The organism is Klebsiella sp. FDAARGOS_511, assembly GCF_003812845.1.
GTDB lineage: Bacteria > Pseudomonadota > Gammaproteobacteria > Enterobacterales > Enterobacteriaceae > Klebsiella > Klebsiella grimontii.
In genome coordinates this window covers 5,337,514-5,363,568 of the sequence record NZ_CP033824.1, presented here as the reverse complement: position 1 = coordinate 5,363,568, position 26,055 = coordinate 5,337,514, and the positions used below count along the sequence as shown (strand labels likewise).

The window sequence follows — 26,055 nt, the reverse complement described above, 5'->3', positions numbered from 1 at the left end:
TCCGTTTCGGCTTTGCCGCCTGCGCCCGTCCCACATCGCCGAGAGTACCCCACCCGTCGGGCCATCCGGCAAAAGGCGCTACTCTGGCCAAACATCAGCTGCGGTCAGTCGTTAACATGCCTTAGCTCCAGCCAATGCACCACCAGACCCGGTTTGATAAAATCAAAGCCCACCCGATATTTCCCCGGCTGCAGCTCGATCCGACACAGCTTCTGCACGCTCTCACGGCCAAGAGTGCCGTTGGTCTGAATGGTCGCCACAAACTGGTTATTGAGCAGCAGATTGCAGGCGGTTTGCGCCAGCGGCGCGCCGTTAGCGTGTACATTGACCAGAACATCGTAGCGCGCGGCCTGCTCAACGCTTAGCACCAGATCCTCGTCGCAGCGCAGACGCGATTGCTCGGCGATTTTTATCGCCCCCTCGCAGTCTGCGACGCAGCCCGGTTCCGCCGCCAGACGAATGATATCCGCGCGCGGCTTCTCCCCGCGCTTAAACACCTGGGTCTGCAGCATAAAATTGAGGATGTTTGCCGCGCACCGCTGCAGTTCGCCGAGCGTCAGTTCACCTTTCGCCAGCGCCGTAAGAGTATTATCCCCGGCCGCGTTAATCTCCGCGCCGTTATTGTTGACCACCATATAGAGATCGTTCTGCGCGCGTATCATCGCCGCGGTGTTGTGGGTACTCGCCGCCCCGCCATCGATGGGGTCGTTCATCGTAGCCCACCAGTCGGTCATGACGACTCCGCGAAAGCCCCACTCCTCGCGCAGTACGGTGGTGGTGAGATCGTAGTTGGATGCGGCATGGTAGCCGTTGAGCGGGTTATAGGCGGTCATCACCGCGCTGGCGCCGCCGGTTTTCACCGCGTATTCGAAACCTTTCAGATAGATTTCGCGCAGCGCGCGCTCCGATACGACCGAGTCCGCCCTGGCTCTGGCGAATTCCTGATTATTACAGGCGAAGTGCTTAAGGGTCGCTATCCCGCCGCCGCTGCGAATGCCGCGAACCACCGCCGCCGCCATCATTCCGGTAAGCAGCGGGTCTTCGGAAAAGTACTCGAAATTACGCCCGTTGAGCGGATGGCGCTGGATGTTCATCCCCGGCCCCAGCAGCAGGTCAATACCGTTGCGCAGTAGCTCTTTTCCCTCCATCACGTATAAACGCTCAACGAGGATCGGATCCCAGCTGGAGGCCAGCAGCGTCCCGCTGGGGAGCAGTGTGGCCTTCGCGCCGTTATCCATACGGATGCCGGAAGGCCCATCGGCGGTGGACGCCAGCGGGATCCCTTTTTCCAGCAGGCTATCGGCCACTCTGCCAAAGGCCGACGCGACGCCGGGGGTGACTTTATGGCTGCACATACCTTCTCCGCGCACCAGGCAGGCCAGCTCCTCCACTGACAGCTGAGCAATAAAGGCATTCATCGTGGCGCGCCCTTCAGCAACGTCGCTGAGGGTAAGCCCCTGGTTGCCGGTGAGGGAAATTGTCTCCGGCAGGCGCGCCTCAACCCTTGAGCGCAGATTAATCTCCCGGCGCGGCACGTCTTCCCATTCGATCTCATAGCGGCCATCGTCACCATCGGCAACCGGTTTAATACGGACAAAAGGCACCGTCGGGGCCAGCACCTGCTGGTGACGGGACAGCACCCGCAGCGTCTTTTGCGAATACCCCGCCTCTCCGTCAATCGGTAACGGCTGCAGTTCGCGCACGCTGTTGCCGATCAGCAAACGGTAAAGGCCGGGTTCCATCACGTAGCAATGCGGGTGACCTGTCGCCCCGCTATCGTCCAGGGATGCAAAACGCTCCAGCGGGATCGATAGCGTTAAGGTTTCGCTTTCACCCGGCTGCAGCAGGCAGGTTTTAGCGAAGGCCATCAGTGCCCGGGCCGGTTTGCCGAGCGCTCCCTGCGGCGCCTGGAGGTAGATTTGCACCACTTCTTTGCCGGCAAAGCGGTCGCCGCGGTTAGTGACGGTAACGGTCGCCTTGATCCGATCGCCGAAGGCCTGCGCCCGCGCCGATGACAGGGTGAAGCGGGTGTATGAGAGACCAAATCCGAAAGGATACTGCAGGCGCTGGGGACAAAAGGTTTCGAAGTAGCGATAGCCGACGTAAATATCTTCCTGATAGAGGTTTTGCGCTTGTGCTCCCCAGCAGGGCGATGCCGGGTGGTCGTCCAGGGAGGCGACAATGCTGCCCACCAGCTTACCGGACGGCGTTACATCGCCGTACAGCAGCGATGCAGCCGCCCGGGCGCCGTCGGCGCCGCCGTGCCAGACGTACAGCAGCGCACGAACGCGTTTACGCAACAGAGGATCGTCAGCCCACGAGATATCGATTAGCCCGGCGGTATTCAGCACCACCGCCACGTCATCAAACTCGCGGCAGACCTGGCGCAGCAGCGTTATCTCGTCTGCGGTTAGCCGATAGCCGCCTTCTACATCGGCGTTGTCCTGGTCCTCCCCCGCGGTACGGCCAAGCACAATCACCGCCTGGCTGGAGACGGCGCGCGCCTGGCGAATCTGCTGGTCGCTAAGCGGCATCTCCTGCTGATGCCAGGGCTCGGCGGCCCAGGCTCCCCCGCCGTTGTCAAAAGGATGCTGCGCAATCCAGCGTTCATAGAGCCCGGCCAGTTGCTCATTCAGCCTCTTCCCGTTTCGCGCGCGCATCGCCTGCAGCAGGGTTGTCCGGCTCACCACGTTAACCGCCCCGCCTGACCCGGTGCCGCTGCGATAGTAGTCAATCTGCGTACGGCCAAACAACGAAACCGGCTGCTCGGGATCGAGCGGCAACATTTGGCGATCGTTTCTCAGCAGCACCGCGCCTTCGGCGGCAGCGGCGGCGGCAAATTCGGCAAACCCTTCCAGCGGGGTCCCCGCTTTACTGTCAAACATGGTGTTGTCCTGTTAACTCATGCCTCTGCGGGAGGCTTAATCACATAATGAACAGAGCCCGCACGATGCGGGCTCTGCTTTGATCAGAAGAAATATTTGAAGCGTAGACGACCGCCGTAGCGGGAGTCTTCCTGACCATCGCCGCTGGTCGGATTGGATTCAATCCACGAGGCGTAGGCGCCAAGATAGATGTTGAAGTTCTTCATATTCATGACGTTCGGGAACAGGTACGACGCATGAATCGTGTGGATATTGTATTTGCCCGGATCGGCGATCCAGCAGCTATCGTCGCAGTCAGCGATAAAATTAGCGGTGTTAAAGCTGTCGATCTTGTTATGCGCGTAAATGTAGCCAAGCTCGAAGCCGCGCCACAGAGAATTCACCCCCACGGTGAAGTCGGTTTCATCCTCGGCATCCATCCAGGCGAAGTTAAGGTTGCTCACCACGCCATCCAGCGGATCGGTTTTTTGCCCGTTCCACGTCATCGTATAGCCATAGCCGGTACGGCTGGACTGATCGACCCAGTGCCCTTTCGCATCGTGATAGCCATAGGCGTTATTGACCACGTTGCTTTCCATCGCGATGGCGGTGGAGAAGCGCCCGCTGTTCCACGCGACGACCGGGCGCAAATAGGCCACATTTTTCTCATTTTCCAACTCAGTCCCGTGATACTGCTTATCCTGGAACAGCGTGCTGCCGTCTTCCAACAAGGTATTGAGTTCGAAATACCAGTTATCAAGGGTTTTGCTGACCAGGAAGTTGCCGCCGCTGCTGCTACGGCCGCGCCCTTCCTTCATCATGTAGATATAGCCGTAGCCGTCACTGTAAAGATCGTTGGCGGTGTTCCCGGAGTATTCCACGAACGTATCCTGGTTCAGCGGGAACATATCGTAAGCCTCAAAGCGCCCAACCTTCACCTTCCAGTCATTTTCCTGACCAAAGAAGAACACCGCATCATCAAGGTTCATTTTGCCGTTCAGGTCCGCCAGCGGTTGGACGGAAAAACCGGCGAAATTGCCGTTATCCATTTTGCGCATGCCGTCAAAACCTAACAGCAGTCGGCCGTTAATATCCCAGCGTTCGTTATTGCCCGGCGCCCAGTCTTTATTCGCCGTGGTTTTTACCGAGGTCAGGCTTCCGCTGCTGCTGGCGCCGTCCATATTGAATTCGACATCGCCATAAAACTTGATATCGCCGTAGCCGGAGAGCGTCAGTTTCGTCGGCTCAGCGCCCGGTGCGGCAGGCTCCGCGGACTGCACCTTCACCGTTGGCGCGCTTTTCGCCGCGACGGCCTGCTGCCGGGTTAACGTCTGGATTTTCGCTTCCGCATCGGCCGCCCGTTGCTCAGCGTTCATTAAACGCTGTTCCAGTTGGGCTAACCGATTTTCAATATCCGCAGATTGATAATTTGTCGCTGCCAAAAGACCAGAGGAGAATACGCCACTAATAACCAGAGCTATATATTTTACTTTCATGATTAACATCCCTAATTACATTATTATTTGTTTCATCCTGGGTATAACCGGGGCTATCCAGGGAAATAACCTGCATAGCCCTTTTAATACAGCGTTGAATTATCAGGATTCGGCGAAGGTTCCGTGTTTCAAGTCATCAACGATGCCGTTCATTCTATTTTCCGTTAAGCCATAAAATTTAATAGAGATAGCGGTAAGAACATAAAAAGCGGAAGGGACTAACGTGAATAACAGCACCACGCCCTGGATGGCTGAGGCTGGCTGCGCCGCGGTATTAGCGGCGTAGTGGTAATAGGCCAGCACCCAGCCAAGAATCGCCCCGCCGACCGCCACGCCCAGCTTAATGACAAAGATATTTGCCGCGACGTTCATACCGGTTATACGCCGCTGGGTTTTCCATTCGCCATAGTTATTGACGTCGGTAATCATCGACCACTGCAGCGCGCCGTTGCCGCCCTGAATGATGGAAATCAGAATATGCACGCCGAGAACCGCAATCCAGTATTGCACCGGCAGCATAAAGCATACGACGCCCAGCGCAGCGGTGAGCAGATTAATCCAGAACGAAAATCTGACCTTACAGAAACGGGTACCGAATGGTTTGGCCAGCACCGACCCCAGCATTGAGGCAAACATGCCGCCGAGCATGAATATCGTAATAACGTCCGAGCCTTTATTCAGCACGTTATTAACGTAATACACCACCGCACCGCCGCGAATGACCACGGCAACCAGCATCATAAAGTTGTAAACGGAAAGAATACGCCACTGATCGTTACGAAAAAGAATTTTCACATCGCGAGCGATATTCAGGTTCTCTTCTTTGATCGGCTGCACGCGTTCTTTGGTGGTGGCAAAGCAGGTAACAAACATCAGGCAGCCAATCACGCCGAATAACGCCATGGAGACCTGAATACCGGTAGCGCGGTCGCCAGGATAGAGAAAATCAGCCAGTGGCAAAATAAACGCGGTACCGAGCGCGCCGCCAATCGGAGTAATGGCAAAACGCCAGGATTGTAGAGAGAGGCTCTCGCGCGGATCGGAGGTCAGGGCCGCCCCCAGCGAGCAATAAGGAATATTAATCGCCGTATACATCAACGTCATGAATATATAAGCCGCAACGGCGTAGACAATTTTCCCCGAGTCGGAAAAGGACGGAATGGAATACACCAGCACGCAGCTCACCGCAAAGGGCACGCAGATCGCCAGCAGCCACGGACGGAAGCGTCCCCAGCGGGTAGAGGTGGCATCAGCAATCGCCCCCATGATCGGATCGGTAATCGCATCCAGCAGACGAACCAGCAAAAACATTGTCCCCATTACGGCGGGCGGCAGGCCATAAATATCGGTATAAAAGTAAGCGAGGATAGCCACGGACGAGTCAAACACGATGTGACTTGCCGCGTCCCCGAGGCTATAGCCTACTTTTTCTCTGACTGAAATTTTGTCGCCAGCGGACATACACCACTCCTTTATGTAAAATGAAACCGGTTTCGGTCATGTCTGCATTTTTTACTTATCCGCTATGCTGGCGCCATTATGTTTTTTTATTAATTATTTATGTTTTTTAATTTATGTGATCCGGTCAACCTTCAGCCGTATTATCCCGAGGCTTTTTGCCTGACAGATCACAGCTTTTATTCCTTTGCGCATTTTTTAATACGCGACAAGTGAAAACAGCACCCGTATATATAAACACCAGCCCGTTCTCTATTTTTCACTTGAGGCAGAAAGGGCGTTTTTTATTTATACAAAAATATTCACACCGCAAATATAAACCACCTGATTTCATATAATTAAAAATATAATATTGTACTGTTCAGGATATGGCCTCCCGGGTGTCTTCCGAGGCAGGTAATTTCTCTGTTTTACTGCAAAATGTTAGCTTCGACACGCGCAGCGGCGGATATTCGTCTAAGGTTTTCTGATGGCCGAATGCAGTGGCACATAGTCTGCAATGATAAGGAGAACAACCTATGACGAGTCCCGTTTCCCGTCGTCCAGCCACCCTGCCCTATGCTCTTCGTCTTGCGCTGGGGGGCGCGTTTGTCGCCCTGGCGACGCTGACGGCTCAGGCTGAAGAAACCCGCCCAATCCCGCAATCACCCGATATTCTGCTTGGTCCGCTATTTAACGATGTGCAAAGCGCAAAACTTTTTTCCGACCAGAAGACGTTTGCCGACGCCATCCCTAACGGCGACCCGCTGATGATCCTGGCCGATTATCGTATGCAGAAAAGTCAGACCAGCTTTGATTTGCGGCACTTCGTCGAGCTCAACTTTACCCTGCCCCGCGAAAACGACCAGTACGTTCCGCCAAAAGGACAAACGCTGCGCCAGCATATCAACGGTTTATGGCCGGTGCTGACCCGCAGCACCGTCGAGGTGGAAAAGTGGGATTCACTGCTGCCGCTGCCAAAACCCTACGTGGTGCCCGGCGGACGCTTTCGCGAAGTCTATTACTGGGATAGCTACTTCACGATGCTAGGACTAGCGGAGAGCGGCCACTGGGATAAAATTGAAGATATGGTGACTAACTTTGCCGCGGAAATCGATGCCTGGGGCCATATTCCCAACGGCAACCGTACCTACTATCTGAGCCGCTCGCAGCCGCCGTTCTTCCCGTTTATGGTCGAACTGCTGGCCACGCACGATGGCGATGAGGCGCTCAAAAAATGGCTGCCGCAGATGGAGAAAGAGTACCAGTACTGGATGGATGGCGCCGAAGCGCTTGAGCCCGGCGGCGCCAGTAAGCGCGTGGTGCGTATGGCCGATGGTTCGCTGCTGAACCGCTACTGGGATGATAACGACACGCCGCGTCCGGAATCCTGGCTGGACGATGTCACCACCGCTAAAAACAATCCCAACCGCCCGGCCACTGAAATCTACCGCGATCTGCGCTCCGCCGCAGCATCCGGCTGGGACTTCAGCTCCCGCTGGATGGATAATCCGCAGCAGCTCGGCACCATCCGCACCACCTCGATTGTACCGGTCGACCTCAACTCGCTGATGTTCCATATGGAAAAAGCCATCGCCCGCGCCAGTAAAGCAGCTGGCGATAACGCGAAAGCCGCGCAGTACGACGCGTTGGCCAACGCCCGACAGAAAGCGCTGGAGAAATACCTGTGGAACGATAAAGAGGGCTGGTACGCCGATTACGATCTGAAAAGTCATAAGGTGCGCAATCAGCTAACCGCCGCGGCGCTGTTCCCGCTGTACGTCAACGCCTCCTCCAGCGAGCGCGCCGCTAAAGTCGCCGCCGCCACCGAAGCGCGCCTGCTCAAACCCGGCGGCCTGACCACCACGACCGTCAATAGCGGCCAGCAGTGGGATGCGCCGAACGGCTGGGCGCCGCTGCAGTGGGTCGCCGCTGAAGGCCTGCAAAAGTATGGCCAGCAGAAGATCGCAATGGAGGTGAGCTGGCGTTTCCTCAGCAACGTTCAGCATACCTACAACAGCGAACAGAAGCTGGTGGAAAAATATGATGTCAGCTCGACCGGAACCGGCGGCGGTGGCGGAGAGTATCCGCTACAGGACGGCTTTGGCTGGACCAACGGCGTCACCCTGAAGATGCTGGACCTGGTGTGCCCGAAAGAGAACCCCTGTGATTCGGTTCCAGCCACCCGCCCGGCAGCGAATGACGATACCAGTAAGGCGACAGATAAGGCGGCTCAGCCCGCGGCCAACGATCCTGTTGCGCCTGGGGATGAAAAAGCCACCCGGTAAACCTTTGCGCGGCGGGCCCCGCCGCGCATCTTTCTTCATCTTATACGTGTAAGCTGATGACTCCCCGGCAAACGATGCCGGGTGAGAGCCCCCTTACATCGCGTCCAGCGCTTTTTGCAGCTTCCAGATATAGCGCGGCGCCTGCGGAGCCGGGTGTTTCTTCACGACATGCTCAAAAAAATCATCGGCGTCCATATCGTTAATCTCCTCGATCGCATCCTGGCGATTGGACGAGAACGTCCGCAGCAGCGCGCCCGCGCCGTTGGCATAGGAGACGACCACCGCGTAGCGCATCACCTGCGGGTCTTTAATTCCCGCCAGCGGACCGTTTTCGAGAATGCTTAAATAAGCGGCCCCCATGGATATATTACGCTCGGGATTTTTCAGCTCGCTCACCGAAGGATCCCCGCTCCAGCCCATCCGCCGGTAAACATCGCGACCGGAGGTCGAGGGCTTCAGCTGCATCAGGCCAACCGCGCCGGATTTGCTGACCACCGTCGGGTTGCCGCCAGACTCAATGGCGATGATCGCGGTAATCAGCTGCGGGTCAACGCCCCACGCCGCACCGGCTTTTTCGCTGATTGGCATCCACTGCATCGCCCGCTTAACCGGGACTTCCGGGTTCCACGGCGGGTTACGATAATCGTGTTTTGAACTACAACCGGCCAACAATACACATAAAAAAACACACCATCTCAATTTCACACATCTATCCTTATTGGCTGAAGTTTGCCGCACGGAGATGACAATAAACGCTCCAGGCGGCATGATAACCCTTTCATTCTTAGCAAGGAATTGTCATGTCTCAGTTTTATCTCATCGCCCCTTCCGGTTACTGCATCAACCAAGAGGCGGCGTACCGCGGCGTGCAGCGTCTGCAGGAGGCCGGGCATCAGGTCGCGCACCAGCAGGTCATTCCCCGCCGGGCGCTGCGGTTTGCCGGAACTGAGAATGAACGCCTTGACGATATCAACCAGCTCGCCGCCCTCGACGGCAAAAACCGTATCGTGCTGGCGGTACGCGGCGGCTACGGCGCGACTCGCCTGCTGCCGCACATTGACTGGCAGGCGCTGATCGCCCGCCAGCAGCAGGATCCGCTGCTTATTTGCGGCCACAGCGATTTCACCGCCGTTCAGATGGGCCTGCTGGCAAAGGGTAGCATAATCACTTTTAGCGGGCCGATGCTGGCCGGAAACTTCGGCGCCGAAACGCTGAACGAATTTACTGAACACCATTTCTGGCAGGCGCTGCGCGACCCGGCGTTTACCCTCGAATGGCACGGCGAAGGCCCGGACTGCCGCGCCGATGGCACCCTGTGGGGCGGTAACCTGGCGATGTTGACCTCGCTTATCGGCACCCCGTGGATGCCGCAAATTAGCGACGGAATTCTGGTGGTGGAAGATATTAACGAACACCCGTTCCGCGTGGAAAGAATGCTATTACAGCTGCTTAGCAGCGGTATTCTGGCGCGCCAGCGGGCGATTATCCTCGGCAGTTTCACCGGCGCCAATGCTAACGATTACGATGCCGGTTACGATCTGCCGATGGTATACGACTACCTTCGCCAGCAGCTTAACATTCCGGTCATCAGCGGCCTGGATTTTGGCCACGAACAGCGTACTGTCACCCTGCCGCTAGGCGCCAGAGCATTGCTGGTCAACAACGCATCCATCACCACGTTAAGCATCAGCGGCCACCCGGTTCTGGCAGAATAAAAATTCCTCTAACGCATATCCCGATCGGCGTCGGATTGTTAAAATGGTGTAGTTTTTAATTTATCTTCACGCCGGTAAGGAGTACGTCAACATTGGACGCCGCTGCGGTCATCAGTCTGTTTATCCTGGGTTCTGTTTTAGTAACCTGTAGCATCTTATTAAGTTCCTTTTCCTCACGCCTCGGCATCCCGATTCTGGTTATCTTCCTGGCGATCGGGATGCTGGCGGGCATTGACGGTATTGGCGGCATTCCGTTCGACAACTACCCTTTCGCTTATATGGTGAGTAACCTGGCGCTGGCGGTTATCCTGCTCGACGGCGGGATGCGCACTCAGGCCAGCTCCTTTCGCGTAGCGCTATGGCCCGCGCTGTCGCTCGCCACGGTCGGGGTGCTGATCACCTCCGCCCTGACCGGACTGATGGCGGCCTGGCTGTTTCATCTCAACCTGATCGAAGGAATGCTGATCGGCGCTATCGTCGGCTCGACCGATGCGGCGGCGGTGTTCTCCCTGCTCGGCGGTAAAGGGCTGAATGAACGCGTCGGCTCAACGCTGGAAATTGAATCCGGCAGCAATGACCCGATGGCGGTGTTCCTGACCATCACCCTTATCGAGATGATTCAGCAGCATGAGACCGGCCTGAGCTGGATGTTCGCGGTGCATATCGTGCAGCAGTTCGGTCTGGGTATCGCTATCGGCCTCGGCGGGGGCTATCTACTGCTGCAGATGATTAACCGCATTGTGCTGCCGGCCGGGCTTTACCCGCTGCTGGCGCTGAGCGGCGGGATCATGATTTTTGCCGCGACCACTTCGCTGGACGGCAGCGGTATTCTCGCGGTCTACCTGTGCGGCTTCCTGCTCGGCAACCGGCCGATTCGCAACCGCCACGGCATCCTGCAAAACTTCGACGGCCTGGCGTGGCTGGCGCAGATCGCCATGTTCCTTGTGCTCGGGCTGCTGGTGACGCCGTCCGACCTGTGGCCTATCGCTATCCCGGCGCTCATTCTGTCGATGTGGATGATCTTTATCGCCCGTCCGCTGTCGGTATTTGCCGGCCTGCTGCCGTTTCGCGGCTTTAACCTGCGCGAACGGATATTTATCAGTTGGGTGGGCCTGCGCGGCGCGGTACCGATTATTCTCGCCGTTTTTCCGATGATGGCCGGTCTGGACAATGCGCGGTTGTTCTTTAACGTGGCTTTCTTCGTGGTGCTGGTGTCGCTGCTTTTACAGGGGACCTCGCTCTCCTGGGCGGCGAAGAAAGCCAAAGTGGTGGTGCCGCCGGTCGGCTCGCCCATCTCTCGCGTCGGGCTGGATATTCACCCGGAAAACCCGTGGGAGCAGTTCATTTACCAGCTTAGCGCCGAAAAATGGTGCGTCGGCGCAGCGCTGCGCGACCTGCATATGCCGCCGGAAACGCGGATTGCCGCGTTGTTCCGCGACAACGTACTCCTGCATCCTACCGGCAGCACCCGCCTGCTGGAGGGCGATATTCTCTGCGTTATCGGCCGCGAGCGCGATTTACCCGCGCTGGGTAAACTGTTCAGCCAGTCCCCGCCGGTCGCGCTCGATCAGCGCTTCTTTGGTGATTTTATCCTTGACGCTAATGCCAAGTTCGCCGACGTCGCGCAGATTTACGGCATCGATGGCGGAGAGGAGTTCCGCGATCGCCAGCAGTCGCTGGGTGATGTCGTGCAACAGCTGCTGGGCGCCGCGCCGGTCGTCGGCGACCAGGTGGAATTTGCCGGCATGGTGTGGACGGTGGCGGAAAAAGAAGAGGATCATGTCCTGAGGGTGGGCGTACGTATGGCGGGAGATGAGGCGGAGTGATCCGCCTCAGCACATGTTACACCGTCACAACCGGTACGCGCGGCGCCAGCGCGCACATTAACTCATACCCGACGGTGCCGCAGGCGGATGCGACATCGTCGATTTTAATCTCTTTGCCCCACAGCTCGACCGGGGCACCGATCCCTGCCTGCGGGCAGGGAGTCAAATCCACTGCCAGCATATCCATCGAGATGCGCCCTACCGTCGCGGTGCGAACGCCGTCAACCAGCACCGGCGTACCGCTTGGCGCCAGACGCGGGTAGCCATCGGCGTAGCCGCAGGCAACGATGCCGATGCGCCGCTCCTCCGCCGTACGCCAGGTTGCGCCGTAGCCGACCGCTTCACCGGCTTTCAGGTTCTGTACGGCAATAATTTCGCTGCTTAGCGTCATCACCGGCTTCAGCCCGGTGTTGGCCACATCCTGCCACAGGCCGGAAGGCGAAGCGCCGTACAGCACGATCCCCGGCCTCACCCAGTTAAAATGCGACTCCGGATGCCACAGGGTGGCCGCCGAATTCGCCAGCGAGCGCGGGCAATCCAGTCCTTCCGCCGCCTGCTCAATACGCCGCATCGGCTCCACGATGCCGTCCGGGTTTTCCGCTTCGGCAAAATGTGACATTAACGTCATTTCACTGACGTTATGCAGCGCTCGCAGCTGCTGCCAGACGACATGCAGACGATCCGGCATAAACCCCAGCCGATTCATCCCGCTATTCACCTTGACGTAGATATCGAGCGGCGCGTGCAGCTTCGCCTGCTGCAGCGCCTTGATTTGCCAGTTACTGTGCACGCTGGTGGTCAAACGGTACTTATCAAACAGGGCCAGCTCATCGGCGTGGAAAAAGCCTTCCAGCATCAGTATTGGCCCTTTCCAGCCCAGCTCGCGCAGCAGGATCGCCTCTTCAAGATTCAGCATCGCGAAACCGTCCGCGGCGTTAAGCGCGTTCCAGACCCTCGCCAGACCGTGGCCATAAGCATTGGCTTTGACCACCGCCCACAGGCGCGAACCAGGTGCCGCGCGACGAACAATGTGCTGATTCTGGCGTAAGGCTGACATATCAATGCTGGCCTTTACAGGACGAGACATGAAAGCTCCTTGTTAATTGTGGACACCATGCAGATGCTGAGCGCGGGCCGGCGTAAAGCCGCGGCCGTAGCGGGCGACGGCAAGATCGTCATACGGGATCGCCGGCGTACGCCCGGAGATCAGGTCGCTAATCAGTTGCCCTGAACCACAGGCCATGGTCCATCCCAGCGTACCGTGGCCGGTATTCAGCCACAGATTTTTATACGCCGTGCGGCCCACCACCGGCGTACCGTCCGGGGTCATCGGACGCAGTCCGGTCCAGAAGGTCGCCTGTTCAACGTGACCGCCGCGCGGGAACAGATCGCGCACCACCATCTCCAGGGTTTCACGCCGCGGCTGCAGCAGTTCTTTATTAAAACCGACAATTTCCGCCATTCCGCCAACCCGAATACGCCTGTCGAAACGGGTGATGGCGATTTTGTACGTTTCATCAAGGATAGTCGATACCGGCGCGCCGTCCTCTTCAGCGATCGGTATGGTCAGCGAATAGCCTTTTAGCGGATAAACCGGAATGTCCACCAGCCCTTTCAGCATGGCCGTCGAATATGAACCGAACGCCATCACGTACGCGTCGGCTTTAATGATTTCAGCGCCGCACTTCACACCGGAGATGAGATCCCCTTCATAGAGCAGTTCATCCACGGGGGTATTAAAACGGAAGGTCACGCCCGCCTGTTCCGCCATCCGGGCCAGACGCGTGGTGAAGAGCTGGCAGTCGCCGGTTTCATCATTGGGTAAGCGTAAACCGCCCGTCAGCTTGTGGCTCACTTCAGCCAGCGCCGGTTCAACTTCCAGCAGGCGGTTCGCCTCCAGCAGCTGATAAGGCACGCCCGCATCCTGCAGCACCGCGATATCGCGTGTGGCATTTTCGAACTGCTTGTTGGTGCGAAAAAGCTGCAGCGTGCCGCCCTGCCGGCCTTCATACTGGATACCGGTACTCTCGCGCAGCGCCTTCAGGCAGTCGCGGCTGTACTCCGCCAGGCGCACCATGCGTCCTTTATTTTCCATATAGTGGCGAGTGTCGCAGTTGCGCAGCATCTGCCACATCCATTTCAGCTGGAACGGGGTGCCATCCAGCCCGATGGCCAGCGGCGCGTGGCGCTGGAACATCCACTTTATCGCCTTCAAAGGTACGCCCGGCGCCGCCCACGGCGCGGCATAGCCGGGAGAGATCTGCCCGGCGTTAGCGGCGCTGGTCTCTTCGGCCGGCCCCGGCTGACGATCGATAACCGTCACTTTATGTCCTGCCTGGCTTAAGTACCAGGCGCTAGCGACTCCTACTACCCCACTTCCCAGTATGACGACGCGCATAGCGGCTCCGTAATCGTTAAAGAACAATCATCTGATTACAAATTGATAACTCAGATGAAAATATTATTCAACATACGCTTTATTTATGGTGACTTATCTCACAGGGTTCTGCGCCAGCGCAGCCCCCGTCGGTTTACCATCTCCTGCTGCGCCTCATTTTTCTACAGAATAAAATTCTGTTTAAATCGTGGAATATCGCGTTTCAGATGGTGAAATCGCGAAGAAAAGAAAATGCGGATGGACGCAGTTTGCGACGCCGTGTTCTATGCTTGTTAAGAGGTTTTCCGTACAGAGAGAACCATCAACAACGAGGGCGCGCTAATGGCTACGATTGATTCCATGAACAAGGACACAACCCGTTTAAGCGATGGACCCGACTGGACTTTTGAGCTGCTGGAGACCTATCTGGCAGAAGTCGACCGGGTGGCGAAGCTGTATCGTCTTGACACCTATCCGCACCAAATCGAAGTCATTACTTCTGAACAGATGATGGATGCCTACTCCAGCGTCGGGATGCCGATTAACTATCCGCACTGGTCGTTCGGTAAAAAATTCATTGAGACCGAACAGGCCTATAAGCACGGTCAACAGGGGCTGGCCTATGAAATCGTCATTAACTCCAACCCCTGTATCGCCTATTTGATGGAAGAGAACACCATCACCATGCAAGCGCTGGTCATGGCGCACGCCTGTTACGGGCATAACTCGTTTTTCAAAAATAACTACCTCTTTCGCAGCTGGACCGACGCCAGTTCAATCATCGACTATCTCATCTTCGCGCGGAAATACATCACCGAATGTGAAGAGCGCTATGGCGTAGATGAAGTCGAGAAGCTGCTCGACTCCTGCCACGCCCTGATGAATTACGGCGTTGACCGCTATAAACGTCCGCAGAAAATCTCCCTGCAGGAGGAGAAGGCGCGGCAAAAAAGCCGGGAAGAGTATCTCCAGAGTCAGGTGAATATGCTGTGGCGCACCCTACCAAAGCGCGAAGAGGAAAGGACGATTGAGGCGGCGCGCCGCTATCCTTCAGAGCCGCAGGAAAATCTGCTCTATTTTATGGAGAAAAACGCGCCGCTGCTGGAACCCTGGCAGCGTGAAATCCTGCGCATCGTGCGCAAGGTCAGCCAGTATTTTTATCCGCAGAAGCAGACTCAGGTCATGAACGAAGGCTGGGCGACCTTCTGGCATTACACCATCCTTAATCATCTCTATGACGAAGGAAAAGTGACAGAGCGCTTTATGCTGGAGTTTCTGCACAGTCACACCAACGTAGTGTTCCAGCCGCCCTATAACAGCCAGTGGTACAGCGGCATTAACCCCTACGCGCTGGGTTTCGCCATGTTCCAGGATATCAAACGTATTTGTCAGTCGCCGACGGAAGAGGACCGATACTGGTTCCCGGATATTGCCGGTTCAGACTGGCTTGAAACCCTACACTTCGCGATGCGCGACTTCAAAGATGAGAGCTTTATCAGCCAGTTCCTGTCGCCGAAAATCATGCGTGATTTCCGCTTCTTTACCGTGCTCGATGACGATCACAACAACTATCTGGAAATATCCGCTATTCATAATGAAGAGGGATATCGTGAGATTCGTTCGAAGCTTTCAGCGCAGTACAACCTGAGCAACCTCGAGCCGAATATTCAGGTATGGAACGTTGACCTGCGCGGCGACCGCTCGCTCACCCTGCGCTATGTGCCGCATAACCGCGTGCCGCTGGATAAAGGTCGTCGCGAGGTGCTTAAACACGTCCACCGCCTGTGGGGGTTTGACGTTCTTCTTGAGCAGCAAAACGCCGATGGTAGCGTTGAGCTGCTAGAACGCACGCCGCCGCGGCCCAATCCGCTGTAGCGCCTGACAAGCAAAACGCCCGGTGATAGCGCCGGGCGTTTTTTATTCATTGGCGGGTCTAGCGCATATTAATCGCCAGGTCACCCGGCAAATTCTTCTGCATACGGTGCCAGATCTCACCGCTGTCATGCCCGTAGCGGCGCACGATTTCATAAACCTGTTCATGAAGCTTTTCTTCACATACCTTCGCCAGCTGGTGATAGAAGCCGAGCGCCAGGCTACGCGCTTCCGGGTTGGCAAAATAGTGACGGCCAATCCGAGTGTATAAGCCTTTCATTCCATTGAGGATAAGGCCGTAAATGGGATTTCCTGAAGCAAAGGCCAGACCGCGGAAAATGTTATAATCGAGTTCAGCAAAAGCGTCGGCGTGATCTTCAATTTCACGCGCGCTCGCCAGAACTTCCAGCGCCTTGTCAGGATGCTGGCGGAAAGCGGTACGGATAAAAATCGTCGAAATATTGGTTCGTACGGACAGCAGATTATCAATCAACTGCGGTACGCTGTCATGATCGAGACGCGCCAGGGTTTCGAGAATATTCAGGCCTGAAGTTTCCCAGAAGTTGTTCACCTTGGTAGGCTTACCGTGCTGAATGGTTAACCAGCCATCGCGCGCCAGACGCTGCAACACTTCACGTAAGGTTGTACGGGTAACACCAATCAGTTCAGAAAGTTCACGTTCAGCGGGAAGAATTGAACCAGGAGGAAAGCGGTTATTCCAGATACTTTCAATGATGTACTCTTCAGCGAAACCCGCAGGGCTTTGCGCCTTAATGACCATAATAAGATTTCCATTACACAGCGTTGCTATTCGACTCATCATACCAGAGCGGCCATAAGGCAGATAGCGCCAGAAAGTAATTAAAAAGGGATCGCCGTTTCATTTTCAACTTTTCATTTCACACTATCTACGGCTAAAGAATGTGATGCGAAGAAAGTTGCGCCCTGTTTTGCGCAACTGGTAATCTTGCGTATAGTTACGCATAAAATCATGTTTCAGAATTTGGCGGAGAAAGGATGTCTGTCGTGGAAATGTCGTATGGCCGCGCCCTGTGGCGCAATTTTCTTGGTCAGTCCCCGGACTGGTACAAACTCACTCTTATCATTTTCTTAATCGTTAATCCGCTGGTCTTTTATCTTCATCCGTTTTTTGCCGGATGGCTGCTGGTTATCGAGTTTATTTTCACCCTGGCGATGGCGCTCAAATGTTATCCGCTGCTGCCGGGCGGCCTGCTGGCAATCGAAGCTGTATTTATCGGGATGACCACGCCCGGGCATATTCGCGAAGAAGTTGCCGCTAATCTTGAAGTCCTGCTGCTGCTGATGTTTATGGTGGCGGGGATCTACTTCATGAAGCAACTGCTGCTGTTCATCTTCACCCGTTTGCTGCTTGGCATCCGCAGCAAAATGCTGCTGTCGCTGGCGTTTTGCATCGCGTCCGCTTTCCTCTCCGCCTTCCTCGACGCGCTGACCGTTGTCGCGGTCGTGATCAGCGTTGCCGTGGGTTTCTACGGTATTTATCACAAAGTCGCTTCGGCGCGGCCGGACGATGACAATATGCTCGACGACAGCCATATTGAGCAGCACTATCGCGATGTCCTGGAGCAGTTTCGCGGCTTCCTGCGCAGCCTGATGATGCACGCCGGGGTCGGCACCGCGCTCGGCGGCGTAATGACGATGGTCGGCGAACCGCAGAATCTCATTATCGCCAAAGCCGCGGGCTGGCACTTCGGCGAATTTTTCATGCGGATGCTGCCGATAAGCTTACCGGTGCTGCTCGGTGGCCTGCTCACCTGCATGATGCTTGAGAAATTCCGCCTGTTTGGCTACGGCGAACCGCTGCCGCCAACGGTGCGTAAAGTCCTCCAGGATTTTGACGATCGTAGCCGTCTGAGCCGCAGCCGTCAGGATCGCCTGCGTCTTATCGCCCAGGGGGTTATCGGCGTTTGGCTAATCATCGCCCTGGCGCTACACCTTGCGGAAGTCGGCCTGATTGGCCTGTCGGTTATCATTCTGGCGACCACGTTCTCCGGGGTCACCGATGAACACGCCATCGGCAAAGCGTTTACCGAAGCGCTACCGTTTACCGCGCTGCTGACGGTCTTTTTCGCCGTTGTGGCGGTGATTATCGATCAACACCTGTTTGCGCCGGTGATCGAATTTGTTCTCCAGGCCTCGCCGCACGCCCAGCTGTCGCTGTTTTACCTGTTTAACGGCCTGCTGTCGTCGATTTCGGATAACGTCTTCGTCGGCACCGTCTATATCAACGAGGTCAAGTCCGCGCTGGAGCAGGGAACCATCAGTTTGTCGCAGTTCGAGCTGCTGGCAGTCGCAATCAATACCGGCACCAACCTGCCATCGGTCGCCACGCCGAACGGTCAGGCCGCTTTTCTGTTCCTGCTGACTTCCGCGCTGGCCCCGCTGATTCGTCTCTCCTACGGCCGTATGGTGTGGATGGCGCTGCCGTATACCATCGTTCTGACCCTGGTCGGACTGGCATGCGTCGAGTTTACCTTGATGCCGGCTACCCAGTGGATGCTGGAGCATGGTTGGCTGGTGACGCCTCAGTTGCTCAAATAAAAAAGCAATGCCCGGATCAAAAACCCGGGTATTCTATATTCGCTTACGTAATATTTTCAGACTAGCTGCTGGCGTCGCTTCGGTTTTCGTTTACACTGCCATGATTTAGCATGTTCCAGGGAAATGATTATGTTGCGATATTTAAACCAGTGCTCAAGGGGACGCGGTGCCTGGCTCCTGATGGCGCTAACCGCGTTTATTCTTGAATTGGTTGCTTTGTGGTTCCAGCACGTCATGCTGCTGCAACCCTGCGTACTGTGTATTTACGAACGCTGTGCGCTATTTGGCATTATGGGGGCGGGCATTGTTGGCGCCATCGCGCCGAAATCGCCTCTGCGCTATGTGGCGATAATTATCTGGCTCTACAGCGCCGTGCGCGGACTGCAGCTAGCATGGGAACACACCATGATTCAGCTTCACCCTTCCCCCTTCCAGACCTGCGATTTCGCGGCCCGTTTCCCAACGTGGCTGCCGCTGGATAAATGGCTGCCTCAGGTCTTCGTCGCGACCGGCGACTGCTCCGTGCGCCAGTGGGAATTCCTGACGCTGGAAATGCCGCAGTGGCTGGTCGGCATCTTCGCCGCCTATCTGGTTGTCGGCGCGCTGGTGCTTATCGCTCAGCCGTTTAAACCTAAAAAACGCGATCTGTTCGGTCGCTAAAAACGATTGCTGATAAAACGCTCCTCCGGGAGCGTTTTTTTTGCCCGCGCGTTGACGTCAGTTAGATAAAGATGCATATTAAATGCATATTATAGATATCAACCAAGGAGCAAATCATGTCTCATCTGCGTATTCCCGCTAGCTGGAAAGTAAAACGCTCCACGCCATTCTTTACCAAACAGACTGTCCCTGCCGCTCTATTGACGCATCACAACACCGCTGCGGGTGTTTTCGGCCAGCTTTGCGTGATGGAAGGCACGGTAACCTACTATGGTTTCGCCGATGAACAGGCGACAGAACCGGAGGCAAAAGTGGTGATCAACGCCGGGCAGTTCGCAACCAGCCCGCCGCAGTACTGGCACCGCATTGAGCTCAGCGACGACGCGCAGTTCAATATTAACTTTTGGGTTGCTGACGACACCGACGGTGAGAGCGGGCTGTTCCACGCGAAGAAAGGCTAACTGAGCGCCTACTGCGCCCAGTCTGGTTTATTTAAAATATGATCCTGCCAGTCAACCACGGTGGCTTCTTTCACCGCAATATGGCGCACCGAGATGCGTTCGCCATGCATCGCCGCCTTCGAACCGGTTAACAGCGGGTGCCAGTGCGGCAGCGGTTGACCTTCCGCCAGCAGACGATAGGCGCAGGTCGGCGGCAGCCATTCAAACGTAGGCAGGTTGTCGCGGGTTAGCTTAATGCAGTCCGGTTCATATTCGAAACGGCGCTCATAGTTACGGCACTGGCAGGTTTTGATATTCAGCTGACGGCAGGCGACGTTGGTGAAATAGATTTCGTCGGTATCCTCATCCATCAGCTTATGCAGGCAGCACTGTCCGCAGCCGTCGCAAAGTGATTCCCACTCCGCATCGCTCATTTCATCCAGTGTTTTTTGTTGCCAGAAAGGTTGTTCGCTCATTGGGATGTCCGTCATTGCAATTCAGGGTGCACCTTATAACCAGTCTGGCACGCCGTTGCAAGTTTTGCCGCCCGGAGATGGCGGCAAGGGGTCGTTACAGTACGCGGGTGGTCAGCGATAAGCCGTTAAAACCCACTTCCAACTCGTCGCCGCTGGCGAGCGGCCCCACGCCTTCCGGGGTACCGGTCAGCACCACATCACCGGCTTTCAGGGTGAAGAAGCGCGACATATAGGCGATCAGCGGCACAATTTTATGAATCATGTCGGCCGTGGTGCCCTGCTGGCGCACCTCGCCATTTACCTTCAGGCTCAGCGGCGTATTCTGCGCGTCGCCATGAAATTCGGCGGCGGGAATAAACCCGGAAATCGGACAGGCGTTATCAAAGCCTTTCGCCTTTTCCCACGGCTGACCGGCCTTTTTCAGTTTACCCTGCAGATCGCGCAGGGTGAGGTCCAGCGCCACGCCATAGCCGGCAATGGCTTTGAGCACGTGATCTTCCGTCGCCTGACGCAGCGTGCCGCCAATCAGCACCGCCAGCTCAACTTCATGGTGCACCGAACCCAGGCCCTCAGGAAGCACCAACGGCTGGCGGATATCGCATAGCGCCGTCTCAGGTTTAATAAACAGCACCGGCTCTTCCGGCGTCGCACTGCCCATCTCCTTGATGTGTTTTGCATAGTTGCTGCCCACGCAAACCACTTTGCTTACCGGATAATCCAGTAGCGCACCCTGCCAGTTATGATGTTGGTACATTTTTTACCTCTGTGGGTTAATCAGATTTATTCCCCTGTTCCGCCAGGTGTTTCTTGAGTAAATTTTCAGATGGCGGAGGGAGTTGAAGGTAATAGCCCTGATCGGTCAGCGCCTGCTTCACTTTATCCAAATCGGCGTGGATGAGTTTTTTTCGTCCATCAAGCGGCAGAATCATTGCCAGTTTAGGCGTACCGAAGCTATACATTAATTCGTCAGGAACGCGGGAGAAATCGTCCTTTTTTTCGACATATAAATAGGTTTGTTCACGTTTAGTACTTCGATAGATCACACAAAACATAGTTTTACTCGGAATTAGACCTGCGGTCACTTGCCTCTATATATGAGTGACTATAACATGCCTTTTAGTCTTCGGAATATCACCGCACTTCAGCGAGTGATAAACAGCAAATTGAGTAAGGCCAGGATGTCAAATACGCCAATCGAACTTAAGGGCAGTAGCTTCACCTTATCTGTGGTTCATTTGCACGATGCAAATCCCGAGGTTATTCGTCAGGCGTTAGAAGACAAAATCGCCCAGGCTCCCGCCTTTTTACGTCATGCCCCCGTGGTAGTGAATATCAGCAGCATTGAAGATGACGTCGACTGGCGCCCTCTCCATGAAGCTATTGCGGCCACCGGGCTGCGTATTATGGGCGTAAGCGGATGTAAACTTCCTCGGTTGAAAACCGAAATTGACCGCGCCGGGATACCGTTATTAACCGAAGGGAAAGAAAAAACCACCCGTCAGGCCCCGCCAGAACCTGTCGCACCGCCGCCAGTTGTTAATCAGATCACAAAAACGCGTTTGATTGATCAGCCGGTACGTTCCGGTCAGCGTATTTATGCGCCACACTGTGATCTAATTGTTACAAACCATGTGAGTGCCGGGGCTGAACTTATTGCCGATGGTAATATCCATGTATATGGCATGATGCGGGGACGAGCGCTTGCCGGCGCTGGCGGCGACAGAGAAGCCCAAATATTTTGTACGAACCTCTCGGCGGAACTGGTTTCCATCGCCGGGGAATACTGGCTGAGTGATAACATTCCGGCCGAATTTTATGGCAAAGCGGCACGTCTACGTTTAGACGATAGCGCTTTGACGATTCAATCGTTGAATTAATCCCTTTTTAACAAGGAATTTCTATGGCACGCATTATTGTTGTGACTTCGGGTAAAGGAGGCGTTGGCAAGACCACCTCCAGCGCGGCCATCGCTACTGGTTTGGCCCAGAAGGGAAAGAAAACGGTCGTTATCGACTTCGACATCGGCCTGCGTAACCTTGACCTGATCATGGGCTGTGAACGCCGGGTCGTTTATGACTTCGTCAACGTCATCCAGGGCGATGCCACGCTGAACCAGGCGCTTATCAAAGACAAGCGCACGGAGAACCTCTATATCCTCCCGGCCTCCCAGACGCGTGACAAAGACGCCCTGACCCGTGAAGGCGTAGACAAAGTTCTCGAAGAACTGAAAAAAATGGATTTTGATTTTATCGTCTGTGACTCCCCTGCAGGCATCGAAACCGGTGCGCTGATGGCGTTGTACTTCGCTGATGAAGCCATTATCACCACCAACCCGGAAGTCTCCTCCGTTCGCGACTCCGACCGTATCCTCGGCATCCTGGCCTCTAAATCCCGCCGTGCGGAAAAAGGTGAAGATCCGATTAAAGAGCATCTGCTGCTGACCCGCTATAACCCAGGCCGCGTCAACAAAGGCGACATGCTGAGCATGGAAGACGTGCTGGAAATTCTGCGCATCAATCTGGTGGGCGTGATTCCGGAAGATCAGTCCGTCCTGCGCGCGTCTAACCAGGGCGAACCGGTTATTCTGGATGATACCTCGGACGCGGGCAAAACCTATGCCGATACCGTTGAACGTCTGCTCGGAGAAGAACGTCCTTTCCGCTTCGTAGAAGAAGAGAAGAAAGGTTTCCTCAAACGCCTGTTCGGAGGATAAATTATGGCATTACTCGACTTTTTTCTCTCGCGGAAAAAGAACACGGCCAACATTGCGAAAGAGCGCCTGCAAATCATCGTCGCGGAGCGCCGTCGCGGCGACGCGGAACCGCACTATCTTCCGCAGCTGCGTAAAGACATTCTTGAAGTGATTTGCAAATATGTGCAAATCGACCCGGAGATGGTCAGCGTGCAGCTTGAGCAGAGAGACGGTGATATTTCGATTCTGGAGCTGAACGTGACCCTGCCGGAAACTGAAGAGTCGAAATCCTGAGCCTGTAAGCGTTAAAAAAACCGGCAACGCGATGCGTAGCCGGTTTTTTACTTTGCAGACTACACGCTAGCGCGGGTACTCGCTTAATAGCGCATTCAGGCGATCGGCCATTAATGCGCCGCGCCAGCCGGAAACCAGCTCAGGCTGCCCGTTGCCGCTTTTTAATCCCCAGTGCCAGTTCAGCAGCTGGTTAATCTGCCTTCTTGAGGCCAGCAGCTCGGCGCTGACGCCTTTCTCGGCGCTCACGGTCTGCACAATCGCTTTAATATCTTTAAACAGCTTGCGGTAGCCCGGCATATCGATCAGGTTCTGCAGCGGCTCAGGCAGCGCCTCTTCCGGCAGCGCCTGCGCTTTCTCGACGAGGCCGATCAGCGTCTTGCCGTGGAAACGAATTTCGCTGCCCGACAGTCCCAGGCTATCAAGTTCCCCCAGACTGCCAGGCATATAGCGCGCCACGTTCCACAAATGTTCTTCTCGAATGACAAAGTTGACGGCCAGGTCGCGCTCCCGCGCTTTACGCAAACGCCAGTCCGCCAGCAGCTGCAGGCAGCCCAGCTGGCGAGTCCGCAGCTGCCAGGCGTTACCGATATCGCGCCACGCCTCGGCAGGATCCTGCACCTCCTGGCGACGCTGCTGCATCAGCTGACACTCATCCAGCGCGGCGGAGAGCCAGCCTGCGCTGTCGGTTTCGGCCATCAGCTTTCCGGCAATCGGCAGCAGGTACCAGACATCGGCGGCGGCATAAATGCACTGGCGTTCGGTTAGCGGACGCGCCAGCCAGTCGGTACGGGATTCACTTTTATCCAGCGCCACGCCGGTAAACTCTTCCACCATCGACGCAAAGCCCCAGGACATCGGGCGACCGCAAAAGGCGGCCAGAATTTGCGTATCGATCAGCGGCTGCGGCATCAGATGAAAGGCATTAAGGAATACTTCCAGATCCTCGCTACCGGCGTGCAGAAATTTGGTCACGTCCTTATTCAGCAGCAGTTCGCGCATCGGTTCCCAGTCGGTGATGACCAGCGGGTCGATCAGCGAAACCTGGTTGCCGTCGAACAGCTGGAGCAGACCGAGCTGTGGGTAGTAGGTGCGAGTACGGACAAACTCCGTATCCAGCGCAATGGCGGAAACCGCGCTTGCCGCGTCACAGACGGCGCGAAGGCCATCGTTGGTGGTGATCATCTGATAGTTCAAATCATACTCTCTTAACTTGCGCCCATAAAAAACGCCGGCTTAGCCGGCGTCTGGCGATTCACTCTTAGCTCAGGCTTTATTGTCTACTTTAGCGCGGGCTTCGTCACGCAGTTCTCGACGTAAAATTTTCCCGACGTTAGATTTCGGCAGCTCATCGCGAAACTCCACCAGCTTCGGGACCTTGTAGCCGGTTAGCTGCCGACGGCAAAAGGTAATCAGCATCTCTTCCGTCAGCGTCGGGTCTTTCTTGACCACGAAAATTTTCACTGCTTCACCGCTACTGCCGGACGGCACACCTACCGCGGCCACTTCCTGTACCCCGGCGTGCTGCATTACCACATCTTCGATTTCATTCGGATAGACGTTAAAGCCCGAGACAAGAATCATATCTTTTTTGCGGTCAACGATGCGCAGGAAGCCCTCTTCATCCATCACCGCGATGTCGCCAGTATGCAGCCAGCCGTCCTTAATAATTTCCGCGGTGGCATCAGGACGCTGCCAGTATCCCAGCATCACCTGCGGCCCTTTCACGCACAGCTCCCCCGGCTCCCCCGGCGGCACTTCATTATCGTCGTCATCCACTAGCTTCGCTTCGGTGGAGGGCACCGGCAGACCGATGCTGCCGCTGTGATAGTCAATATCGTGCGGGTTGACGCTCACCAGCGGCGCACACTCGGTCAGGCCATAGCCTTCAAGCAGATACTGCCCGGTCAGCTTAACCCAGCGTTCGGCCACCACCTGCTGCACCGGCATGCCGCCGCCGGCGGAGAGATGCAGGGAGGAGAAGTCGAGCTGCTGAAACTCTTTGTTATTGAGCAGCGCGTTAAACAGGGTGTTGACCCCGGTCATCGCGGTGAAGGGATATTTCGCCAGCTCTTTGACCAGGCCCGGAATGTCGCGCGGGTTGGTGATCAGCAGGTTCTGCCCGCCCAGCTCGATAAACAGCAGGCAGTTCATGGTCAGCGCAAAAATGTGATACAGCGGGAGCGCGGTAACGACCAGCTCTTTGCCGCGATGCAGCAGCGGTCCGTAGGTGCCGTTGACCTGTTCAAGGTTCGCCAGCATATTGCGATGCGTCAGCATCGCCCCCTTCGCCACGCCGGTTGTTCCGCCGGTATACTGGAGAAAGGCGAGATCCTGAGAGACGATTTCCGGCTTGATGTACTGCATACGGTAGCCGTGCTGCAGCGCGCTGCGAAACGAAATGGCGTCCGGCAGATGGTATTTTGGCACCAGCCGTTTGATGTACTTCACCACAAAGTTAACCAGAGTGCCTTTCGCCGGGGAAAGCTGATCGCCCATACGGGTTAAAATCACGTGCTTAACCTGGGTTTTATCGACCACCTTTTCCAGGGTATGCGCGAAGTTAGAGACAATCACGATGGCGGCGGCGCCGCTGTCGTTGAGCTGGTGCTCCAGTTCGCGTGGGGTGTAGAGCGGATTGACGTTCACCACAATCATCCCCGCGCGCAGGATACCAAACAGCGCCACCGGATATTGCAGCAGGTTCGGCATCATGAGGGCGACGCGGTCGCCTTTTTGCAGGCCCAACCCTTCCTGAAGGTAAGCGGCAAACGCCCGGCTGCGCTCCTCCAGCTTACGGTAGGTCATCACCTCGCCCATATTGATAAATGCCGGTTGGTCGGCATAGCGGCGCACGGCGTGTTCAAACAGTTCAACCAGGGATTGATAGCGGTCAGGGTTTATCTCCGCAGGAACGTCCGCGGGATAACGGTTTAGCCAAACCTTTTTCACTGCATCACCTCTGAAATAGTTATTCGTCGTCATCACAGCCCCTGATCAACAAACATTTTGTTAACATTATATTAACTCAGCGTACCAGT

At 55.9% G+C, this 26,055-nt stretch carries 22 protein-coding genes; 10 read left to right on the top strand and 12 right to left on the bottom strand.

Annotated elements, in window-relative coordinates; genetic code table 11:
• Nucleotides 1-104 precede the first annotated feature (104 nt).
• The 3 genes from EGY08_RS26900 to EGY08_RS26890 form a co-directional block, all read right to left on the bottom strand.
• A complete protein-coding gene (locus tag EGY08_RS26900) occupies nt 105-2,885 on the bottom strand; it encodes a beta-glucosidase (protein WP_123829187.1) in 2,781 nt (926 codons plus the stop codon).
• Between the two features lie 83 nt (nt 2,886-2,968).
• On the bottom strand, nt 2,969-4,360 hold the full coding sequence (locus EGY08_RS26895) for a carbohydrate porin (protein WP_123829186.1): 1,392 nt from the start codon (nt 4,358-4,360) through the stop codon (nt 2,969-2,971).
• A gap of 102 nt (nt 4,361-4,462) precedes the next feature.
• Complete coding sequence (locus EGY08_RS26890) at nt 4,463-5,821, bottom strand: glycoside-pentoside-hexuronide (GPH):cation symporter (RefSeq protein WP_004121943.1); 1,359 nt, start codon at nt 5,819-5,821, stop codon at nt 4,463-4,465.
• Nucleotides 5,822-6,336: 515 nt separating this feature from the next.
• Here EGY08_RS26890 and EGY08_RS26880 point away from each other — a divergent pair.
• On the top strand, nt 6,337-8,085 hold the full coding sequence (locus EGY08_RS26880; RefSeq protein WP_123829184.1) for an alpha,alpha-trehalase: 1,749 nt from the start codon (nt 6,337-6,339) through the stop codon (nt 8,083-8,085).
• A 93-nt stretch (nt 8,086-8,178) separates the two neighbouring features.
• Here the strand turns inward: EGY08_RS26880 and emtA are convergent, their stop codons facing one another.
• Nucleotides 8,179-8,790 carry a membrane-bound lytic murein transglycosylase EmtA gene (gene emtA, locus EGY08_RS26875; RefSeq protein WP_009651970.1) on the bottom strand — a complete coding sequence of 204 codons (612 nt, stop codon included), beginning with the start codon at nt 8,788-8,790 and terminating at the stop codon, nt 8,179-8,181.
• Between the two features lie 95 nt (nt 8,791-8,885).
• Between emtA and ldcA the strand changes: the two genes are divergently transcribed.
• Together ldcA and EGY08_RS26865 are read left to right on the top strand one after the other, a co-directional pair.
• On the top strand, nt 8,886-9,800 hold the full coding sequence (gene ldcA, locus EGY08_RS26870) for a muramoyltetrapeptide carboxypeptidase (RefSeq protein WP_004121949.1): 915 nt from the start codon (nt 8,886-8,888) through the stop codon (nt 9,798-9,800).
• Between the two features lie 92 nt (nt 9,801-9,892).
• Nucleotides 9,893-11,626, top strand: coding sequence for a potassium/proton antiporter (locus EGY08_RS26865; protein ID WP_123829183.1), 1,734 nt, complete (start codon nt 9,893-9,895; stop codon nt 11,624-11,626).
• A gap of 16 nt (nt 11,627-11,642) precedes the next feature.
• Here the strand turns inward: EGY08_RS26865 and dadX are convergent, their stop codons facing one another.
• Both dadX and EGY08_RS26855 read right to left on the bottom strand, forming a co-directional pair.
• Nucleotides 11,643-12,713, bottom strand: coding sequence for a catabolic alanine racemase DadX (gene dadX / locus EGY08_RS26860; RefSeq protein WP_123829182.1), 1,071 nt, complete (start codon nt 12,711-12,713; stop codon nt 11,643-11,645).
• A 12-nt stretch (nt 12,714-12,725) separates the two neighbouring features.
• Nucleotides 12,726-14,024 (bottom strand): D-amino acid dehydrogenase, encoded by a 1,299-nt coding sequence (locus EGY08_RS26855; protein ID WP_004121958.1) that lies wholly within the window; start codon nt 14,022-14,024, stop codon nt 12,726-12,728.
• A 321-nt stretch (nt 14,025-14,345) separates the two neighbouring features.
• Here EGY08_RS26855 and EGY08_RS26850 point away from each other — a divergent pair, with 321 nt between their 5' ends.
• Nucleotides 14,346-15,878, top strand: a complete 1,533-nt coding sequence (locus EGY08_RS26850; protein WP_004121961.1) for a SpoVR family protein — start codon at nt 14,346-14,348, stop codon at nt 15,876-15,878.
• Nucleotides 15,879-15,936: 58 nt separating this feature from the next.
• Here EGY08_RS26850 and fadR read toward each other — a convergent pair whose 3' ends face one another.
• The gene (fadR, locus tag EGY08_RS26845; RefSeq protein WP_004121962.1) at nt 15,937-16,656 is read right to left on the bottom strand and encodes a fatty acid metabolism transcriptional regulator FadR; all 720 of its coding nucleotides are present in this window, start codon (nt 16,654-16,656) and stop codon (nt 15,937-15,939) included.
• A gap of 245 nt (nt 16,657-16,901) precedes the next feature.
• Between fadR and nhaB the strand changes: the two genes are divergently transcribed.
• The 3 genes from nhaB (at nt 16,902) to EGY08_RS26830 (ending at nt 19,576) form a co-directional block, all read left to right on the top strand.
• The gene (gene nhaB, locus EGY08_RS26840; RefSeq protein ID WP_032742139.1) at nt 16,902-18,455 is read left to right on the top strand and encodes a sodium/proton antiporter NhaB; all 1,554 of its coding nucleotides are present in this window, start codon (nt 16,902-16,904) and stop codon (nt 18,453-18,455) included.
• 129 nt (nt 18,456-18,584) lie between these two features.
• Entirely contained in the window at nt 18,585-19,115 is a 531-nt protein-coding gene (dsbB, locus tag EGY08_RS26835) for a disulfide bond formation protein DsbB (RefSeq protein ID WP_004121964.1), read from the top strand.
• Nucleotides 19,116-19,231: 116 nt separating this feature from the next.
• Nucleotides 19,232-19,576 (top strand): DUF1971 domain-containing protein, encoded by a 345-nt coding sequence (locus EGY08_RS26830; protein ID WP_123829181.1) that lies wholly within the window; start codon nt 19,232-19,234, stop codon nt 19,574-19,576.
• A gap of 8 nt (nt 19,577-19,584) precedes the next feature.
• Here EGY08_RS26830 and EGY08_RS26825 read toward each other — a convergent pair whose 3' ends face one another.
• The 3 genes from EGY08_RS26825 to EGY08_RS26815 all read right to left on the bottom strand — a co-directional run bounded on the left by EGY08_RS26825 (nt 19,585) and on the right by EGY08_RS26815 (nt 21,083).
• The gene (locus EGY08_RS26825) at nt 19,585-20,031 is read right to left on the bottom strand and encodes a YcgN family cysteine cluster protein (protein WP_004121966.1); all 447 of its coding nucleotides are present in this window, start codon (nt 20,029-20,031) and stop codon (nt 19,585-19,587) included.
• 94 nt (nt 20,032-20,125) lie between these two features.
• Entirely contained in the window at nt 20,126-20,785 is a 660-nt protein-coding gene (locus tag EGY08_RS26820) for a fumarylacetoacetate hydrolase family protein (protein ID WP_004121967.1), read from the bottom strand.
• Nucleotides 20,786-20,801: 16 nt separating this feature from the next.
• Nucleotides 20,802-21,083, bottom strand: coding sequence for a YcgL domain-containing protein (locus tag EGY08_RS26815; protein ID WP_004121968.1), 282 nt, complete (start codon nt 21,081-21,083; stop codon nt 20,802-20,804).
• Nucleotides 21,084-21,209: 126 nt separating this feature from the next.
• Between EGY08_RS26815 and minC the strand changes: the two genes are divergently transcribed.
• From minC to minE, 3 genes are read left to right on the top strand one after another with little or no spacing between them, the layout of a single operon-like run.
• Nucleotides 21,210-21,908: a septum site-determining protein MinC gene (gene minC / locus EGY08_RS26810; protein ID WP_004121969.1), complete on the top strand. Its 699-nt coding sequence runs from the start codon at nt 21,210-21,212 to the stop codon at nt 21,906-21,908.
• A 23-nt stretch (nt 21,909-21,931) separates the two neighbouring features.
• Nucleotides 21,932-22,744 carry a septum site-determining protein MinD gene (gene minD / locus EGY08_RS26805; protein ID WP_123829180.1) on the top strand — a complete coding sequence of 271 codons (813 nt, stop codon included), beginning with the start codon at nt 21,932-21,934 and terminating at the stop codon, nt 22,742-22,744.
• Between the two features lie 3 nt (nt 22,745-22,747).
• Nucleotides 22,748-23,017 carry a cell division topological specificity factor MinE gene (gene minE / locus EGY08_RS26800; protein ID WP_002910902.1) on the top strand — a complete coding sequence of 90 codons (270 nt, stop codon included), beginning with the start codon at nt 22,748-22,750 and terminating at the stop codon, nt 23,015-23,017.
• A gap of 66 nt (nt 23,018-23,083) precedes the next feature.
• Here minE and rnd read toward each other — a convergent pair whose 3' ends face one another.
• Together rnd and fadD are read right to left on the bottom strand one after the other, a co-directional pair.
• Nucleotides 23,084-24,199 carry a ribonuclease D gene (gene rnd, locus EGY08_RS26795; RefSeq protein ID WP_177447598.1) on the bottom strand — a complete coding sequence of 372 codons (1,116 nt, stop codon included), beginning with the start codon at nt 24,197-24,199 and terminating at the stop codon, nt 23,084-23,086.
• An 81-nt stretch (nt 24,200-24,280) separates the two neighbouring features.
• The gene (gene fadD, locus EGY08_RS26790; protein ID WP_087828987.1) at nt 24,281-25,966 is read right to left on the bottom strand and encodes a long-chain-fatty-acid--CoA ligase FadD; all 1,686 of its coding nucleotides are present in this window, start codon (nt 25,964-25,966) and stop codon (nt 24,281-24,283) included.
• Nucleotides 25,967-26,055: the final 89 nt, after the last annotated feature.

Coding starts and splice junctions, on each gene's coding strand:
- EGY08_RS26900 (WP_123829187.1), bottom strand. CDS start 2,885: ATGTTTGACAGTAAAGCGGGGACCCCGCTGGAAGGGTTTGCCGAATTT.
- EGY08_RS26895 (WP_123829186.1), bottom strand. CDS start 4,360: ATGAAAGTAAAATATATAGCTCTGGTTATTAGTGGCGTATTCTCCTCT.
- EGY08_RS26890 (WP_004121943.1), bottom strand. CDS start 5,821: ATGTCCGCTGGCGACAAAATTTCAGTCAGAGAAAAAGTAGGCTATAGC.
- EGY08_RS26880 (WP_123829184.1), top strand. CDS start 6,337: ATGACGAGTCCCGTTTCCCGTCGTCCAGCCACCCTGCCCTATGCTCTT.
- ldcA (WP_004121949.1), top strand. CDS start 8,886: ATGTCTCAGTTTTATCTCATCGCCCCTTCCGGTTACTGCATCAACCAA.
- dadX (WP_123829182.1), bottom strand. CDS start 12,713: ATGTCTCGTCCTGTAAAGGCCAGCATTGATATGTCAGCCTTACGCCAG.
- EGY08_RS26855 (WP_004121958.1), bottom strand. CDS start 14,024: ATGCGCGTCGTCATACTGGGAAGTGGGGTAGTAGGAGTCGCTAGCGCC.
- EGY08_RS26850 (WP_004121961.1), top strand. CDS start 14,346: ATGGCTACGATTGATTCCATGAACAAGGACACAACCCGTTTAAGCGAT.
- fadR (WP_004121962.1), bottom strand. CDS start 16,656: ATGGTCATTAAGGCGCAAAGCCCTGCGGGTTTCGCTGAAGAGTACATC.
- dsbB (WP_004121964.1), top strand. CDS start 18,585: ATGTTGCGATATTTAAACCAGTGCTCAAGGGGACGCGGTGCCTGGCTC.
- EGY08_RS26830 (WP_123829181.1), top strand. CDS start 19,232: ATGTCTCATCTGCGTATTCCCGCTAGCTGGAAAGTAAAACGCTCCACG.
- EGY08_RS26825 (WP_004121966.1), bottom strand. CDS start 20,031: ATGAGCGAACAACCTTTCTGGCAACAAAAAACACTGGATGAAATGAGC.
- EGY08_RS26820 (WP_004121967.1), bottom strand. CDS start 20,785: ATGTACCAACATCATAACTGGCAGGGTGCGCTACTGGATTATCCGGTA.
- EGY08_RS26815 (WP_004121968.1), bottom strand. CDS start 21,083: ATGTTTTGTGTGATCTATCGAAGTACTAAACGTGAACAAACCTATTTA.
- minC (WP_004121969.1), top strand. CDS start 21,210: ATGTCAAATACGCCAATCGAACTTAAGGGCAGTAGCTTCACCTTATCT.
- minD (WP_123829180.1), top strand. CDS start 21,932: ATGGCACGCATTATTGTTGTGACTTCGGGTAAAGGAGGCGTTGGCAAG.
- minE (WP_002910902.1), top strand. CDS start 22,748: ATGGCATTACTCGACTTTTTTCTCTCGCGGAAAAAGAACACGGCCAAC.
- rnd (WP_177447598.1), bottom strand. CDS start 24,199: ATGATCACCACCAACGATGGCCTTCGCGCCGTCTGTGACGCGGCAAGC.